Raw genomic sequence first — 16,947 nt, 5'->3', positions numbered from 1 at the left:
GGTGCCCCTGAGCGATCGCCGGCACCGCCTGCGGCGGCAACAACTCGAGCAAGCACCAGCACCCTGGCTCACCCCCGGGAAACGCCAGTTGGCCAATCAGATCCTCAGCTCTCACCAGCAGGCCTTTGGGCGGGCGCTCGCCCCATCCGCCCAGGAACTCTTCTCAGCAGATCTGGTGGTCCTGGCCCATGACGGCAGCAGCGACCCCTGTCTGACCTACGCCAACGCGGCGGCTCTCCAGCTCTGGGAGCGCCCCTGGAGCGCCATGGTCGGCATGCCCTCGCGGCTCACAGCTGAACCCCAAGAGCGCCAAAGCCGCTCCCAGGCCCTGCAACAGGCCTTGAAGCAACAAGCGATCGAGGGCTACAGCGGGATCCGCATCAGCCGCACGGGCCGGCGCTTTCAGATCCACAACGCCCGGCTTTGGTGCCTGAGCGACCCCGATGGACGCCCCTGCGGCCAAGCGGCGGCCTTCAGCGATTGGTGGTGGCTCTAAAAACTGGTTCGGCTCCCACGAAAACCAAGGCGTAGCAACCGAACCCTAGGAGTGAGGGCCGTACTCAATGGGTCGGTTCTCGCCCTCTTCGTTGTCATTCAGCGGGGCCACATTGGCGTTGCGGGCAACACCCCGCCCAGTCAAGTCTTGGAGGAACAGCCATGCTGACCCTGCGCCAATCACCCTTTGATCTGTTCGAACAACTCGATCAGCAGCTGCACACCGCCGAGCGTGTCCCCGCCGCTGAAGTGCGTGAAACCGAGGCTGGCTTCGCCATCACCCTGGAACTGCCAGGCGTCAAGCGCGACTCGATCGATGTCAAAGCCACCGATCGAACTCTGGTCATCAGCGCCGAGCGCCTCGCCCCCGAAGAGGCGGCCGAAGCCCCCGCTCCACTCCTGAGCGAATTCCGCTACGGAACCTGGAGCCGCAGCTTCCGCTTCCCCTCCGGCATCGACCGCGAGGGCCTGGAAGCCCACTACCGCGATGGCCTCCTGCTGGTCACCGCCCCCAAGGCCCAAACCATGACCACCGTCTCGGTCAAGGTCGAGGGTTAAGCGAGAGCAGAGAGACCACACCAACAACGAGAGACGGGACCCAGCCCTGGCCGCAAGCCAGGGCTTTTTGACTGCGGGATTAGCCAGCTCTCTAGAGAAGCTCCGTAGAGTTCACCCAACCCACTGGTGATCCCATGGCTGTCGTTGCCAGCACGCCCCGGCTGAGCCTGCAGTGCGAGGCCATCGCCAATGACACCAGCACCATCCGCTCCCTGGACTGGGACCGCAGCCGCTTCGACATTGAGTTCGGCCTGCGCAACGGGACCACTTACAACAGCTTTCTGGTGCGGGGCGAGCGCACCGCCTTAATCGACACCAGCCACCTCAAGTTCGAAGGGACCTGGCTGGATCTGCTCAAAGAGCAAATCGACCCCAAAGCGATCGACGTCCTGATCGTCAGCCACACCGAACCGGACCACTCCGGTCTGGTGGGTCACGTCATCGACCTCAACCCAGACATTGAAGTCGTGGGCTCCAAGGTCGCCATTCAGTTCCTGGAAAACCAGGTCCATCGCCCCTTCAAGAGCCGCGCCATCAAAAGCGGCGATGAGCTCGACCTGGGAACGAACCCTGAGAGCGGGATCCAGCACCGCTTTGAGTTCCTCAGTGCCCCCAACCTGCACTGGCCGGACACGATCTTTTCCTTCGACCACGGCACTGGGATCCTCTACACCTGCGATGCCTTCGGAATGCACTACTGCTCCGAGGACACCTTTGATGTGGACCCCGGCTCCCTCGCTCCGGACTTCCGCTTCTACTACGACTGCCTGATGGGCCCCAACGCCCGCAGCGTCCTCCAGGCCATGAAGCGGATGGATGGCCTCGAGGGCACGATCAACACCATCGCCACCGGCCACGGTCCACTGCTGCGCCACCACCTCAACCTCTGGATGGGGGACTACAAGGACTGGAGCAGCGACCGCAGCAAAGGGGAGGCCTATGCCGCCGTTTGCTATCTCAGCCAATACGGCTTCTGCGACCGCCTCAGCCAAGCCATTGCCCGGGGCATCGGCAAAGCGGAAGCCCAGGTGCAACTGGTGGACCTGCGCGCGACCGACGCCCAGGAACTCAGCGCCCTGATCAGCGAGGCCAGCGCCGTCGTCGTTCCCACCTGGCCCGCCAACCCCGACCCCGAACTCCAAGCCTCCATCGGCACCCTGCTGGCGGCCCTGAAACCCAAGCAGTGGATCGGCAGCTACGACGCCTACGGCGGCAACGACGAGCCGATTGACGCGGTCGCCTCCCAGCTGCGCAGCATGGGCCAGAAGGAAGCCTTTGAACCGCTTCGGGTCCGCCAGGTTCCCGATGGGAACGACTACCAGCGCTGCGAAGAAGCCGGGACCGACCTGGGTCAACTCCTCACCCGGGCCAAGACCATCGCAGCCATGAAATCCCTCGATGGCGACCTGGACAAAGCCCTGGGCCGCCTCTCTGGTGGTCTCTATGTCGTGACCGCCCGCCAGGACGAGCGGGCCTCCGCGATGGTGGCCAGCTGGGTCAGCCAGGCCAGCTTCGATCCCCCCGGCATCACCGTGGCCGTGGCCAAGGACCGCGCCATCGAAGCCCTGTTGCAGGTGGGCGATCGCTTCGTGCTCAACATCCTGCGGGAGGACAACTACCAAGACCTGATGCGGCACTTCCTCAAGCGCTTCCCGCCGGGTGCGGATCGCTTCGAGGGGGTCAACATCCTTGATGGCGTAGCCAATGGCGGCCCGGTCCTCGGCGATGCCCTGGCCTTCCTCGGTTGCCGCGTCAGCCAGCGGATGGAGGGCCCTGACCACTGGATCATCTACGGCGAGGTCGAGCAGGGGAACGTCTCCGACACCGAGGCGCGCACGGCCGTGCACCACCGCAAAGTGGGGAACCACTACTAATGGCGACAGCAACCGCAGAACGGCAGGTCATTCAGCTGCCGGTCGAACCCGGTCTGGTCTGCCTGCGGGGCATGAGTCCCAAACGTCTGCGCTTCGAAGTCGAATACGGCCTGGAGCGCGGTACCACGGCCAACAGCTTTCTCTTTCTGCCCAGCGCTGAGGAAGACGAGCAGATCGGCCGCACCGCGGCGCTCTTGATCCACCCCCCCGGTGCCTCCTTCGCCGAGCCCTACCTGGAGCAGCTCTCGGCCCTAGTCCCCAGCAGCACCGAGCTCCAGGTCGTGGTCAGCCACGTCAACCCCAACCGGATCGCCCTCCTGCATGAACTGGCCCGCCGCTGGGGAAAGCTGCGCCTGATCGCCTCGAACCCTGGCGCCAAGCTGCTGCAGGACCTCTGGGCCCAGCGCAAACCCACAGCAGCCGGCGAGCCCGAAGGACCGGCCCTGCCGAAGCTCCCACCCCTAACCGTGGTCCGGGGCGAAGACAGCATCGAGCGCCCCGACGGCTACTCGATCAGCCTGCTGGCCGCCCCCACCCCGCGCTGGCCCGGAGCCCTGATGGCCTTCGAGGAGACCACCGGCCTGCTGATGAGCGGCAAGTTCTTCTCGGCCCACCTCTGCAGCCAGGACTGGGCGGAAGCCAACCGCAGCAGCACCGAGGAAGACCGCCGCTACTTCTATGACTGCCTGATGGCGCCGATGGCCCGCCAGGTGGAAGCGGTGCTGAACCGCCTTGATGAGCTCTCCATCCGCTGCATCGCCCCAGGCCATGGCCCGGCCATCGCCGAGAGCTGGCGGAGCCTGCTGGTGGACTACCGGCGCTGGGGGGAATCCCAGGAACGCTCCAGCCTCTCGGTGGCCCTGCTCTTCGCCAGCGCCTATGGCAACACCGCCGCCATCGCCGATGCCCTCGCCCAAGGGGTCTCCCGCACGGGGGTCCGGGTCGAAAGCGTGAATTGCGAGTTCACGCCCACGGAAAAACTGCTGGAGACGATCCGCAGTGCCGATGCGCTGTTGATCGGCTCCCCCACCCTGGGGGGCCATGCCCCGACACCGATCGTTTCAGCCCTGGGCACGGTGCTCGCTGAAGGAGATCGCTCCAAACCGGTTGGCGTCTTCGGCAGCTTCGGATGGAGCGGCGAGGCGATCGATCTCCTGGAGAGCAAGTTGCGCGACGGCGGCTTCAGCTTCGCCTTTGAACCGATTCGGGTGAAGTTCAGCCCCGATGCCACCACGATCAAAACCCTGGAGGAAACCGGAACCGGCCTCGGCCGCAGCCTGATCACGGCGCAACGGAAGGCCCAACGCCGCAGCGGCACCAGCGGCGGCCTCAGCGAAAGCCGCAGCAACCCAGCCGTCCTCGCCCTGGGCCGTGTGGTGGGTTCCCTCTGCGTTCTCACCACGCGCAAAGGCAGTGGTGAAAGCCAACTCAGCGGCGCCATGGTGGCCAGCTGGGTCAGTCAAGCGAGCTTCAGCCCACCGGGATTGACGGTGGCCGTCGCCAAGGACCGGGCCGTGGAAGCCCTGTTGCACGTCGGCGATTCCTTTGCCCTCAATGTCCTGGCCTCAGGCCGCGAAAGCGGACCAATGAAGCAATTTCTGCAGCCCTTTGCCCCGGGCGCCGATCGCTTCGCAGGACTGGAGCTCGAGGAGAGCCCCGGCGGTCAGCCGATCCTTCCCGACGCCCTGGCCTGGTTGGACTGCAGTGTCAAACAGCGGATGGAATGCGGTGACCACTGGCTGATCTATGCCCAGGTGGGATCCGGGGCTCTTGTGGATCCAGAGGCCACCACCGCCGTCCACCAGCGCCGCAGCGGAGCCAACTATTAACGGCCTGCAAGATCTCGTGATCTGCAGCGGAAGAAAACCTGAATTCAGACGATCTCAGCCCCACAAGGGTTGAAATGAATTTCCGACGCCACTGCAACTGGATGGGACCTCGACCCAACCCCAGTCCAACCTCACAGCGCTGGATCGTCCGCTACCGCGGCTTTGTGCTGATCCCCCAAAAGGATCTCTCGTGGATGGTCAGACCCGAACGCAGTCCCATGAAGCTGCTGCCCTTCCGAGCACCAGCCAGCTCCATCGAAGACGTCAAGGCACTGATCGACTGGCGCCTCAATCAGAACGCCAGCTAGGCCGCCTGCGGCGGAGGTGGTGTGGAGCCGCCCGCCTGGAAGGGCAGAACGACGGTGGCCCAATGCTCAGGGCGGGCAGGACGGGTGCGGCGAGGACGGCGAACACCGAAGGGAACGCGCAAGACGTTGGTGCCCTCAACCCGAAGGGTCTGGCCAGTCATCGCAGCTTGATTGAGGCTGCCCTGCAGGGAGGGGAGCTTCACGTCCTTCTCGCCGCGGGAGAGGGGATCGAGGGTAGTGGTTTTGGTCTCGTCGCTCATGTGCCCCCTGAACTACAGCGATGACTGCAGTTGCAGCAGATATTGGTGGGAAATCAAGGGAGAAAGCAGAAAGAAATTCTGAACTTTTCCCTTCGCAAGAGCATTTAAGCCCAAATCAAGCAGCCGTTGGCGATGAAACGGCCATTTCCTCAACCGATGGGCAAGTACAGACCAGGTTGCGATCACCAAAGGCGTTATCAATGCGAGCCACCGCCGGCCAAAGCTTGCCCTGGTGATGCTCCTCTCCCTGGGGGTATGCCGCCTGCTGACGGCTATAGGGACGGTCCCAAACATCAGCTGTGACCGCTGACAACGTATGGGGCGCACGTTTGAGGGGATTGTTCTCAGGATCCATCGCTCCCGACTCAATCGCCGCAGCCTCAGCGCGGATCGCGACCAGCGCATCGCAGAAGCGCTGCAACTCCGCCAAACCCTCGCTTTCTGTGGGCTCGACCATCACCGTGCCGGCCACCGGCCAACTCACCGTGGGGGCATGGAAGCCGTAGTCCATCAGGCGCTTGGCGAGGTCATCGACTTCCAAGCCGGCACTGCGCTTCAGCGGGCGTAAATCAAAGATGCATTCATGGGCCACCCGTCCGGATTGGCCGCGATAGAGCACTGGAAAGTGATCCTCCAACTGATGGGCCAGCCAATTGGCGGCCAGGAGGGACACGGCACTCGCTTGGCGCAGGCCAGCCCCGCCCATCATCCGGATGTACATCCAGCTGATCGGAAGAATGCTGGCGCTGCCCCACGGGGCTGCACTCACCGGACCGATGGCCTGGTCGCCCCCACAGGCCTCAGCCGCGGGATGGCCGGGCAGGAAGGGCATCAGGTGCGCGGCCACAGCGATCGGTCCCACCCCTGGTCCGCCTCCGCCATGGGGAATGCAGAAGGTCTTGTGCAGGTTCAGGTGGCAGACATCGGCTCCATAGGCCCCGGGCTTAGCCAGGCCCACCTGGGCGTTCAGGTTGGCGCCATCGAGATACACCTGACCGCCGTGCGCATGCACCAACGCGCAGATCTCGCGGATGCCCTCTTCAAACACCCCGTGGGTGGAGGGATAGGTGACCATCAGGGCCGCCAACTCATCCTTGTGGGCTTCGACCTTGGCCTGCAGATCAGCCCGATCGATGTTCCCCTGGCCATCGCAGGCCACGGCCACCACCTTCAAGCCAGCCATCACAGCGCTGGCGGGGTTAGTCCCATGGGCACTGGTTGGGATCAGACAGACCCGGCGCTGCTCATCGCCGCGGCTGCGGTGATAAGCGCGAATCACCAGCAAGCCGGCGTACTCCCCTTGGGATCCGGCATTGGGCTGCAGGGACACCCCGGCAAAACCGGTGATGGCCGCCAACCAATGCTCAAGATCGGCCACCAAACGGCGGTAGCCCGCGCTCTGGTGGGCCGGAGCGAACGGATGCAGACCGGCAAACCCCGGCCAGCTCACCGGCAGCAGCTCCGCCGCGGCATTGAGCTTCATCGTGCAGCTCCCTAGCGGAATCATGCCGTGGACCAAGGAAAAGTCCTTGGAGACCAACCGCTGGATGTAGCGCAGCAACTCGGTCTCGCTGCGGTAGCGATGGAACACCGGTTGCTGGAGCCAAGGACGCGTGCGACGGGGCACCAGGGTCCCCCACAGACGGTCTTCAATGGGTTGTCCCTGGCTCTCCTGCAGCAGGGTGTGCTCCAGTCGCGCCAGATCCGGCGCCGTTTGTGGCAGGGCCGCCAAGGCTGAGAGCAGCCGTTGCAGCTCATCGAGGTCGCTCAACTCATCGAGGCTGATGGCAAAGCCATCGGCCTCGGGGCGCAGATTGAAGCCCGCCGCCGCGGCCCGGGCAATCAATTCCGGCGCCTCGGAGCAGCGCACCCTCAGGGTGTCCAGGCCAGGGGCTAGCTCGGGGGGATGCCCCAGGGCCTCGAGCCCGCGTCGCAGCAGCTCCCGCTGCAACACCAAGCGCCGGGCGATCGCCGTCAGGCCGTCGGGGCCGTGATGCACCGCATAGAAGCTGGCCATCACCGCCAGCAGAACCTGGGCGGTGCAGATGTTGCTAGTGGCCTTGTCCCGGCGAATGTGCTGCTCACGGGTCTGCAGAGCCAAGCGCAACGCCGGATGGCCCTCGGCATCCACGGACTGCCCCACCAAACGGCCCGGAATCTTGCGCTGGTGGGTGGGGGTGGTGGCAAAGAAGGCCGCATGGGGCCCGCCAAAGCCCAAGGGGATACCCAAGCGCTGGGTGCTTCCCACCGCAATTTCAACGCCCAACTCGGCCACCGGCGCCATCAGCACCTGGGCCAAGGGATCCACCGCCGCCGTCACGATCACGCCAGCGGCCCGCGCGGCAGCGATCACCGCACCGGGGTGCCAGAGCGCACCGGAGGCACCGGGCAACTGCAGCAGCAGTCCGAAGGCATCACTGAAGGCCTCAGGCCGCTCCAGGAGCTCCTGAGGGTTAACCCGCTCCAGCTCCAGCTCCAGCGGTTCGGCCCGGGTCTGCAGGACGGCCCAGGTCTGAGGGAACACCGCCTCATCCACCAGGAAACGACGTGCACTGCGGTTGCGGCAGGCTCCCAGGCTCAGGGCCATGGCCTCGGCCGCTGCCGTGGCCTCATCCAGCAGCGAGGCATTGGCGATCGGCAGGCCGGTGAGCTCGCTGATCAGGGTCTGGAAATTGAGAAGTGCCTCGAGGCGCCCCTGGCTGATCTCCGCTTGATAAGGGGTGTAAGCGGTGTACCAGGCGGGATTTTCAAAGACATGGCGCTGAATCAGCGCCGGGGTGATGCAGCCGTAGTAGCCCAGACCAATGAAGGAACGGCGCACCTCGTTCGCCGCCGCAATCTGCTCCAGTTCCGCCAGGGCCTGGGCCTCGTGGCAGCCAGCCGGCAACCCCTCAAGGGCCTGGGCCGGCTCCAAGCGAATCGGTTCTGGGACCACCTGGCGCACCAGGGCCTCCAGATCAGCAAGCCCCAGATCCCGCAGCATCGTCTGCTGCTCAGCGGGGGTGGGGCCGATGTGGCGCTGAACAAAGGCGCTCAAATCCATCAGTTGCCGTCGACCTTGGCGCCGTAGCTGGCCGCATCCATCAAGCCATCGACCTGGGCCGGAGCCGAGGGGCGCAGCAAGAGCAACCAACCCTCTCCATAGGGATCGTTCTGCAGTTCTTCGGGGCTGGCCAGGACCGCCTCATTGCGGGCCTCCACCGTCCCATCAATGGGGCAGAGCATGTCCTCCACCGCCTTCACCGACTCCACCGAACCGAAGCTGGAGCCCTGGGTCAGGCTCGCTCCCACCTCCGGCAATTCAACGAAGACGATGTCGCCCAACTGATCAACCGCAAAGGCGCTGATGCCGACGCGCACCAGCTCCCCCTCGGACTTCACGTACTCGTGACTCTCGGAATAGCGGCAGTCATCGGGATAGTGCAGACCCATGGGCCGCGCCGGAGCAAAAGATGGTTGTCAGTTTGTCGAATTTGCCGGGGGGCGGCTGTTCCCAAGGCCACCCTTGTAATGGGATTCAGCTAATGCCAGCAGGGCCCGCTCCAGCGCGAGCTCTGCATGGGCCTGGGTTGTGCCGCCCTGGGCATAGAGGACATAGGGCTCCCGCAGCGGGCCATCAGCGGAGAACTCACTGGTGCTGCCGTCAATAAACGTGCCGCCAGCCATGACCAACTCACTGGCGTAGCCGGGCATCGGCGCCGGAATTGGATCGAGATAAGAACCCACCGGCGAGCAGGTCTGGAAGGCGCGGCAGACCGCCTTCAGCGGCTCAGGGGACCCCAGGCGCACCGCCTGGATCACATCACTCCGCACCCCGCCCACCAGGGGCTTGACCGCATAGCCCAAGCCGTCAAACACCGCCGCCGTGAGCTCAGCGCAGAGCAGGGCCTCGGTCACCATCTGCGGCGCCAGAAACAGTCCCTGAAACAGCAGGCGGTGCAGGTCGAAGCCGGTGCCCCCCTCACTGCCGATGCCCGGCGCCGTAAGCCGGCAGCAGGCCTGCTCCACAAGGTCCGCTCGCCCGGCCACATACCCCCCGGTGGGGGCAATCGTGCCGCCGAGGTTCTTAATCAATGAGCCGGCCATCAGGTCGGCGCCCAGGGCCGTGGGTTCCTGCAGCTCGACCAACTCTCCGTAGCAGTTGTCGACAAAGACCAGACACCCAGGCTGAATCGCCTTGACCCGCTCCACCAGCCCACCGATCTGCTGAACGGTTAGGGAGGGCCTCCAGCTGTAGCCGCAGCTGCGCTGGATCAGGACCATCCGCGTGGGCAGTGCCAGCGCCTCAGCAATACCCGCCTCATCGACAGAGCCATCGGGGAGGAGATCCAGCTCGTCGTAGGCGACCCCAAACTCCGCCAACGATCCCTGCCCCTCGCCCCGGATGCCGATCACCTCCTCGAGGGTGTCGTAGGGACGGCCGGTCAGGGCCAAGAGCCGATCACCAGGGCGCAACACCCCATAGAGGGCAGCGGCGATGGCATGGGTGCCGCTCACAAATTGCAGGCGCACCGCCGCAGCTTCGGCTTGAAGCACCCGGGCGAACACACGATCCAGCACCTCCCGACCCAGATCTCCATGGCCGTAGCCACTGACGGAGGCGAAGTGGTGGACCCCCAGCCGCTCCGCGGCAAAGGCATCGAGGACCCGCTGCAACCGAGGCTTGATCCCCGCCCGACGCTGCTGAACCACCGGAGCCGTGCGCTCCAGGGCAACGGCCAACTGATCAGCAGCCCAGGCCTGGTGGGGGGAGGTCATGGCAATGCACAGATGAACCCATGCTGCTCCCGCGTGACGGTGGGCCAGGCGTCTAGATTTTTCGGACTGATGTCTTGACTACAGCCCTTGTGCTGCAGATCGACATCCCAGGCCATTGGTGCGCAGGCTCCCTTTCTGGAGCATTTCAGCGAGCCACGCCTGCGCCCCCTTCAGGAGTTCACTTTGGTCCTAGCCCACGACACCGCTGCGGCGGCCCACCCCTCCCAGCGAGACGGGGCGGACCAAGCCAGCGGATCCAATGGGTACACCGCTGCCCAGGAGGCTCGGATGCGCGCCGCTCTGGTGGTGCCCCGTGCTCAGCTTCCACGCAGTCAGAAGAAATACAAGTTCGGAACGACCAGCTTCATGCTGGCGATCCACATCGGTGCCGTCTTTGCGCTGCTGCCGCAGTACTGGAGCTGGCAAGGGTTTGCCGTGCTTGCAGTCCTGTATTGGACCACCGTGATCGGGGTCACCCTGGGGCTGCACCGTCTGGTGGCCCACCGCAGCTTTGTCGCTCCCAAGTGGGTGGAGCGCGTTCTAGTGGTAATGGGCACCCTGGCCTGCCAAAGCGGTCCGATTGAGTGGGTGGGCCTGCATCGCCACCACCACAAGTTCTCCGACCAGCCCAACGACCACCACGACGCAGCCCGCGGCCTGTGGTGGGCCCACAGCGACTGGATGCTCCATGACATCCCCGCGATCAAGGAGATCCATCGCTTCACCGGCGACATGCTCCAGGACCCGCTCTACCGCTGGCTCGACCGCTGGTTCCTGCTGCTGCAGATCCCTCTGGGCGCGGCCCTCTATTGGTACGGCAACGCCGCCCAAGTCCACGGCGGCGGCCTGGGCCTGGTGCTCTGGGCCATTCCCCTGCGCCTGGTGCTCGTCTACCACGTGACCTGGCTGGTGAACTCCGCCACCCACGCCTTCGGCTACCGCAACTTCGACTGCCCTGACCTGTCCCGCAATTGCTGGTGGGTCGCGATTCTGAGCTTCGGTGAGGGCTGGCACAACAACCACCACGCCCACCCCTCCAGCGCCCGCCATGGCCTGCGCTGGTTTGAGTTCGACATCACCTGGCAGCACATCAAGCTGCTGCGCAAGCTGGGCTGGGCCAAGCGTGTGCGCGAAGCCCGCTACACCGGCTAGGCCTGCAATTGACGGCGGATCGCATCCGCCAAATCGGACTCACCGTCTCCTTGGCCCGGCTGCTCCAGCAGTCGGGCTTTTTGGCGCAAGAGATCCAGAAATTGATCGGCGCTGAGCTCCTGCTCATCCGCTGCCCCCAGGACCGCCAGGGTCCGGCGCAGGTCGGCCAGCTCAGCATCTAACTCCTCAGCGCTGTAGTCCCGCTGACCGGCCATCACCTCGGCGAAGCGCTCCCGTCGCTGCCGCTTGTCCACCGGATAGGCAGCGATCAACTGCTCCCGGCAGAGCCGCCAGGGACGCCCGGCCGTCAGAAGTTCCGCCAGGGCAGCGCTCAAACCTGCGGCCTCCTCCACCGCAATACGGAGGTCAAATGCCCCTGGGGGCTGACGCAGGCCCACAAAAATCTCGAACAGCTCCGCCGGTCCCAAGGGAACTCCGTCATCCGTCGTGAGTGGGAGCGCAGAAGCCTGCAGAGCGGCGAGCAACTCAGGCTGATCGCTGATTTGCTGCTGCAAATCCGCAGAAACCCCCATCGCCTCCTGCTGAGCCAGCGTTTGATTGAGGCGCCCAAGCACCACAAAGAGCTCCGGCCCTGGGGAAACCAACTTGCGATTACGCAGGTTGGAGAGCTGGGAGTTATGGACCCGACCGAGCTCAAGCCGCTCAGCCAAGGCCGGCAAAACCCTTTGACTCCAGCCATTCCGCTCGTGCCAGACCTTGATCAGATGTCCAAACGCATCCCGACCCGCTTCGAGTTCGTCCCGATAATTCACCCGATACGGATCCGTACTGCTACCATTTTAGCGAGAACAACGCGTCCGTATCGGGAGGGGGCATGACCGCCACCATTAGCCGCAGTAGCGCCTGGGCCAACCACACCCAGTCGCCCATCACAGAACTCCCCCGCAACTGGGTAGTGATCAGCTTCATGGCCGCCCTGCATGGCCTAGCCCTCGTTGCCCTGCTTCCGCGCTTCTGGAGCTGGGAATCGACCGGCACCTTGGTGATCCTGTATTGGGTCACGGCCTGCCTGGGGGTCACCATTGGCTACCACCGACTCCTGTCCCATAGGGCCCTGCGGGTTCCCCATTGGCTGGAGCGCGTCTTCGCCACCTGCGGCGCCCTGAGCTGCCAGCACGGACCGATTGACTGGGTCGGCCTGCACCGCCACCACCACAAGTTTTCAGATACGGATTCAGATCACCACAACAGCCACCGCGGCTTCTGGTGGAGCCACATGGGCTGGATGTTCCGCGACATTCCCGCCGAGCGAGCCGTGCCGCAGTTCACGGGGGACCTGGCCAAGGACCCGTACTACCGCTGGCTGAACCGCTGGTTCCTGCTGCTGCAGCTGCCCTTGGCCGGACTGCTGTTCTGGATCGGCAGCGTCAGCGGTGCCGGCGGCTGGGCCCTGGTGCTTTGGGGCATTCCCCTACGCCTGGTGCTCGTCTACCACTGCACCTGGCTGGTGAACTCCGCCACCCACCGCTGGGGCTACATCCGGCACAGCAGTGGCGACGCCTCCCGCAATAACCCTTGGGTGGCCGCCCTGACCTTTGGCGAGGGCTGGCACAACACCCACCACGCCTACCCCCACTCGGCTCGCCATGGCTGGGGCTGGCGCGAACCGGACCTCACCTGGATGCACATCCAATTGCTGCAACGGCTGGGCCTCGCCAAGCAGGTGCAGCTGCCGGCTCCGCTGCTAGCACAGGCCGCAAGTGGTGGCGTAGTCTGATTGATCGCCAAATTCGCTGATCGTTCGACTGCAACCCCATGGCTAAGCGCGTATCCGTAGTCCTCAGCGAGGACGTCCTGAGCCTGGGCAAGAACGGTGACCTGGTGGAAGTTGCCCCTGGCTATGCCCGCAACTTCCTCATGCCCCAAGGCAAGGCTGTGCCCCTGACCCCCGCGGTCCTCAAGCAGGTGGAGCACCGCCGCGCTAAGGAAGCTGAGCGTCAGGCCGCCCTCAAGCAGGAAGCGCTCGACTTCCGCACGGCCCTCGACACCATCGGCCGCTTCACCGTTAAAAAGCAGACCGGTGGAGATGACGTGCTGTTCGGCACCGTGACCAACGCCGATGTGGCTGAAGCCATCGAGGCCGCCACCAAGAAGGAAGTGGATCGCCGCGACATCATCGTTCCCGAAATCCACCGCACCGGCACCTACAAGGTGCAGGTCAAGCTCCACAGCGCCGTCACCGCCGAGATCAACCTGGAAGTGGTCAGCCACTAAGAACCGTTCAACGTGACCTAGGCGATCCCCAGGGTTCCCGTCACAATGAACGCCCCCTTCGCCGTCAGGCCCCAACGGGACTGACGGCTTTTCATTTGCAGCCCCACCCAAAGCAATGGTGAGCGTTCCCCTGAGCCAAAGCGACGCCGAGGAGGGCGGCGGCCGCGGAGCGCCCCGGGGTCGACCACGGGACGACGAGCGTTTCGAGGCGATGCCGGATGGAGTGCCGCCCCAGAACCTGGAGGCCGAAGAAGCGGTCCTGGGCGGGATCCTGCTGGACCCAGATGCCATCGGCCGCGTCGCCGATGTCCTGCAACCGGAGGCCTTCTATCTCTCCGCCCACCGGGAGATCTATCGCACCGCCTTGATGCTGCACAGCCAGGGCAAACCAACGGACCTGACGGCGATGACCGCCTGGCTGGCGGATACCAGCACGCTCGAGAAGGTGGGGGGTAGCAGCCGGCTGGTGGAGCTGGTGGAGCGCACGCTCTCGACGGCCTCGATCGACCAGGTGGCGCGCCTGGTGATGGACAAATTCCTGCGCCGTCAGCTGATCCGCTCCGGCAACGAGGTGATCCAGCTGGGCTTCGATCAGGGCAAGCCGATGGAGCAGGTGCTCGATGAGGCCGAACAGAAGATCTTTGCCATCAGTCAGGAGAAGCCGAGCACGGGTCTGACCCCCACCGCCGAAATCCTGACCGCCACCTTTAACGAGATCGAGAGCCGCTCCCTGGGAACGGCCGTTGCGGGCATCCCGGTCAACTTCTACGACCTCGATGCCATGACCCAGGGGCTGCAGCGCAGCGACCTGATCATCATTGCCGGTCGTCCCGCCATGGGCAAAACCGCGATCACGCTGAACCTGGCCAAAAACGTGGCCCAGCTCCACAACCTGCCGGTCTGCGTGTTCTCGCTGGAGATGAGCAAGGAGCAGCTCACCTACCGCTTGCTGGCGATGGAAGTGGGCATCGAAAGCGGCCGGCTGCGCACTGGCCGGCTGCAGCCAGAGGAATGGCCGCTGCTGGGGCAAGGCATCAGCACCCTGGGGCAGATGCCGATTTACATCGATGACAAACCGAACGCGGGGGTGCTGGAGATGCGCTCCCTCTGCCGGCGGCTGATGGCCGAGAGCGGCAAGGAGCTGGGGGTCGTGATCATTGACTACCTGCAGCTCATGGAAGGGAGCGGCTCCGACAACCGCGTCCAAGAGCTCTCGCGGATCACCCGTGGTCTCAAGCAAATGGCCCGTGAACTGAACGTTCCGGTGATCGCCCTTTCCCAGCTCAGCCGGGGCGTCGAGTCCCGCACCAACAAGCGGCCGATGCTCAGTGACCTGAGGGAATCGGGATCGATCGAGCAGGACGCCGACCTGGTGCTGATGATCTATCGGGACGAGTACTACAACCCCGACACCCCAGACCGGGGCATCACCGAGATCATCGTGACCAAGCACCGGAATGGTCCGGTGGGCACGGTCAAGCTGCTGTTTGAGCCGCAGTACACCCGCTTCCGCAACCTGGCGGCGCCGTAGCGTCAAAGGATGGTTTCCGCTGACTTCGCCCCGATCGAGCACTTCGACGTGATCGTCGTGGGCGGCGGTCATGCCGGTTGTGAAGCGGCCATCACCGCAGCTCGCCTGGGCTGCAGCACCGCTCTCTTTTCTCTGAATCTCGACCGGATCGCCTGGCAGCCCTGCAATCCGGCAGTGGGCGGTCCGGCCAAAAGCCAGCTCGTCCACGAGGTGGATGCCCTCGGTGGCGTGATCGGCCGGCTTGCCGATGCCACCGCCCTGCAGAAACGCGTGCTCAATGCCAGCCGCGGGCCCGCGGTCTGGGCCCTGCGGGCGCAAACCGACAAACGCCAATACTCCCGCCAGATGCTGCAGCTGCTGCAGCACACCCCGAACCTGGCCCTGCGCGAGGCGATGGTGACCGGACTCGTGGTCGAGGACGCCGCCATCAAGGGCGTGCGGACCTACTTCGGCAGTACCTACAGCGCCGGGGCCGTGATCCTGACCGCCGGCACCTTCCTGGGCGGACAGATCTGGGTTGGGCATCAATCGATGTCCGCGGGCCGCGCGGGTGAGCAGGCCGCCGAGGGCCTCACCGAGGCCCTCCAGGAGTTGGGATTCCAAACCGACCGCCTCAAAACAGGAACGCCCGCCCGGGTGGACCGCCGCAGCATCGCCCTCGATCAACTGGAGGAGCAACCCAGCGACGCCGCCGATCGCTACTTCTCCTTTGATCCCGCCAGCTGGGTCAGCGGCGAGCAGATGAGCTGCCACATCACCCGCACGACCGCGGCCACCCACCAGCTGATCAAAGACAACCTGCACCTCACGCCGATTTACGGCGGGGTGATCGACAGCAAGGGGCCCCGCTACTGCCCCTCAATCGAAGACAAGATCGTGCGCTTTGCCGACAAGGACAGCCACCAGATCTTCCTGGAGCCCGAGGGCCGAGACACCCCGGAGATCTATGTCCAGGGTTTCTCCACGGGACTGCCGGAGCGGCTGCAGCTGGAACTGCTGCGCACCCTGCCGGGCCTGGAGCAGTGCGTGATGCTGCGGCCGGCCTACGCCGTGGATTACGACTACCTGCCCGCCACCCAGCTCAAACCCTCCCTGGAGACCAAACGGGTCAAGGGGCTCTTCAGTGCCGGCCAACTGAACGGCACAACCGGCTACGAGGAAGCGGCAGCCCAGGGGCTCGTGGCCGGCCTCAATGCCGTGCGTCAGCTGCGGCAGCAGGAGCCCGTCCACTTCCCGCGGGAGGGGAGCTACATCGGCACGATGATCGATGACCTGATCACCAAGGACCTGCGGGAGCCCTACCGGGTGCTGACCAGCCGCAGTGAATACCGCCTGGTCCTGCGCGGAGACAACGCCGACCGCAGACTGACCCCCCTCGGCCGCGAGCTGGGTTTGATCGACGACCGTCGCTGGGACATCTACCAGCGCAAACAGGAGGCGATCGAGGCCGAAAAACAACGGCTGGAGAGCGTGCGCCTCAAAGTCAGCGACCCGGTTGCGCCTGCAGTGGCCGAGGAAACCAAGGCGGCGATCAAGGGATCCATCACCCTGGCCGACCTGCTGCGGCGCCCGGGATTCCACAGCGGTGACCTGGTGCGCCATGGCCTCGCCGAGGCCGAACTCCCCCTGGATGTCCGCGAGGGAGCTGAGATCGACATCAAATACAGCGGCTATCTGGCCCGGCAGCAACAGCAAATCGACCAGCTGAAAAAGCAAGCCGAACGGAGCATCCCCGAAGGGATCGATTACGAAGGCATCGGCACCCTGTCGCGGGAAGCGCGCGAGAAGCTCAGCGCCATCCAACCGAGCAACCTGGGGCAGGCCTCGCGGATCCCCGGAGTCAGTCATGCCGACGTGACGGCCCTGATGCTCTGGCTGGAATTGGAAAGTCGCCGCAACAGCACCCTCGTCAGCACACCGCAAAGCCGATAGGGTTCATCGACAGCG

At 64.9% G+C, this 16,947-nt stretch carries 15 protein-coding genes; 10 read left to right on the top strand and 5 right to left on the bottom strand.

The window, feature by feature from the left end; translation table 11 throughout:
- Nucleotide 1: 1 nt before the first annotated feature.
- From MY494_RS09375 to MY494_RS09355, 5 genes are all read left to right on the top strand, one after another.
- Nucleotides 2-496 carry an MEKHLA domain-containing protein gene (locus MY494_RS09375; protein WP_247909986.1) on the top strand — a complete coding sequence of 165 codons (495 nt, stop codon included), beginning with the start codon at nt 2-4 and terminating at the stop codon, nt 494-496.
- A gap of 161 nt (nt 497-657) precedes the next feature.
- Nucleotides 658-1,053, top strand: coding sequence for an Hsp20/alpha crystallin family protein (locus MY494_RS09370; RefSeq protein WP_247909985.1), 396 nt, complete (start codon nt 658-660; stop codon nt 1,051-1,053).
- Nucleotides 1,054-1,187: 134 nt separating this feature from the next.
- Nucleotides 1,188-2,927: a diflavin flavoprotein gene (locus MY494_RS09365; RefSeq protein ID WP_247909984.1), complete on the top strand. Its 1,740-nt coding sequence runs from the start codon at nt 1,188-1,190 to the stop codon at nt 2,925-2,927.
- The gene (locus tag MY494_RS09360) at nt 2,927-4,756 is read left to right on the top strand and encodes a diflavin flavoprotein (RefSeq protein WP_247909983.1); all 1,830 of its coding nucleotides are present in this window, start codon (nt 2,927-2,929) and stop codon (nt 4,754-4,756) included. Before MY494_RS09365 ends, MY494_RS09360 begins: the two co-directional genes overlap by 1 nt.
- Before the next feature lie 101 nt (nt 4,757-4,857).
- Nucleotides 4,858-5,064, top strand: coding sequence for a hypothetical protein (locus MY494_RS09355; RefSeq protein ID WP_247909982.1), 207 nt, complete (start codon nt 4,858-4,860; stop codon nt 5,062-5,064).
- On the opposite strand, the gene MY494_RS09350 is transcribed toward MY494_RS09355, so the two are convergent.
- From MY494_RS09350 to MY494_RS09335, 4 genes are all read right to left on the bottom strand, one after another.
- A complete protein-coding gene (locus tag MY494_RS09350; protein WP_247909981.1) occupies nt 5,061-5,324 on the bottom strand; it encodes a hypothetical protein in 264 nt (87 codons plus the stop codon). The two genes, MY494_RS09355 and MY494_RS09350, sit on opposite strands and share 4 nt — an antisense overlap.
- A 115-nt stretch (nt 5,325-5,439) precedes the next feature.
- Complete coding sequence (gene gcvP / locus MY494_RS09345; RefSeq protein ID WP_247909980.1) at nt 5,440-8,367, bottom strand: aminomethyl-transferring glycine dehydrogenase; 2,928 nt, start codon at nt 8,365-8,367, stop codon at nt 5,440-5,442.
- Nucleotides 8,367-8,756 (bottom strand): glycine cleavage system protein GcvH, encoded by a 390-nt coding sequence (gene gcvH, locus MY494_RS09340; protein WP_247909979.1) that lies wholly within the window; start codon nt 8,754-8,756, stop codon nt 8,367-8,369. The genes gcvP and gcvH overlap by 1 nt, the downstream gene beginning before the upstream one ends.
- Before the next feature lie 27 nt (nt 8,757-8,783).
- Complete coding sequence (locus tag MY494_RS09335; RefSeq protein ID WP_247909978.1) at nt 8,784-10,082, bottom strand: methionine gamma-lyase family protein; 1,299 nt, start codon at nt 10,080-10,082, stop codon at nt 8,784-8,786.
- A 288-nt stretch (nt 10,083-10,370) separates the two neighbouring features.
- On the opposite strand from MY494_RS09335, the gene MY494_RS09330 reads away from it, so the two are divergent.
- Complete coding sequence (locus tag MY494_RS09330; protein WP_247912011.1) at nt 10,371-11,234, top strand: fatty acid desaturase; 864 nt, start codon at nt 10,371-10,373, stop codon at nt 11,232-11,234.
- Here the strand turns inward: MY494_RS09330 and MY494_RS09325 are convergent.
- Complete coding sequence (locus MY494_RS09325) at nt 11,231-12,007, bottom strand: hypothetical protein (RefSeq protein ID WP_247909977.1); 777 nt, start codon at nt 12,005-12,007, stop codon at nt 11,231-11,233. The two genes, MY494_RS09330 and MY494_RS09325, sit on opposite strands and share 4 nt — an antisense overlap.
- Before the next feature lie 62 nt (nt 12,008-12,069).
- Here MY494_RS09325 and MY494_RS09320 point away from each other — a divergent pair, with 62 nt between their 5' ends.
- From MY494_RS09320 to mnmG, 4 genes are all read left to right on the top strand, one after another.
- A complete protein-coding gene (locus MY494_RS09320; protein WP_247909976.1) occupies nt 12,070-12,972 on the top strand; it encodes a fatty acid desaturase in 903 nt (300 codons plus the stop codon).
- A 38-nt stretch (nt 12,973-13,010) separates the two neighbouring features.
- The gene (gene rplI / locus MY494_RS09315; RefSeq protein ID WP_247909975.1) at nt 13,011-13,469 is read left to right on the top strand and encodes a 50S ribosomal protein L9; all 459 of its coding nucleotides are present in this window, start codon (nt 13,011-13,013) and stop codon (nt 13,467-13,469) included.
- Nucleotides 13,470-13,584: 115 nt separating this feature from the next.
- On the top strand, nt 13,585-15,000 hold the full coding sequence (dnaB, locus tag MY494_RS09310; RefSeq protein WP_247909974.1) for a replicative DNA helicase: 1,416 nt from the start codon (nt 13,585-13,587) through the stop codon (nt 14,998-15,000).
- A gap of 9 nt (nt 15,001-15,009) precedes the next feature.
- Nucleotides 15,010-16,932: a tRNA uridine-5-carboxymethylaminomethyl(34) synthesis enzyme MnmG gene (gene mnmG, locus MY494_RS09305; protein ID WP_247909973.1), complete on the top strand. Its 1,923-nt coding sequence runs from the start codon at nt 15,010-15,012 to the stop codon at nt 16,930-16,932.
- The last annotated feature ends 15 nt before the right edge of the window (nt 16,933-16,947 follow it).

Origin of the sequence: Synechococcus sp. A10-1-5-1 (genome assembly GCF_023115425.1) — a bacterium.
Taxonomy (GTDB): domain Bacteria; phylum Cyanobacteriota; class Cyanobacteriia; order PCC-6307; family Cyanobiaceae; genus Vulcanococcus.
This window is presented reverse-complemented; position numbering and strand designations above follow the sequence as displayed.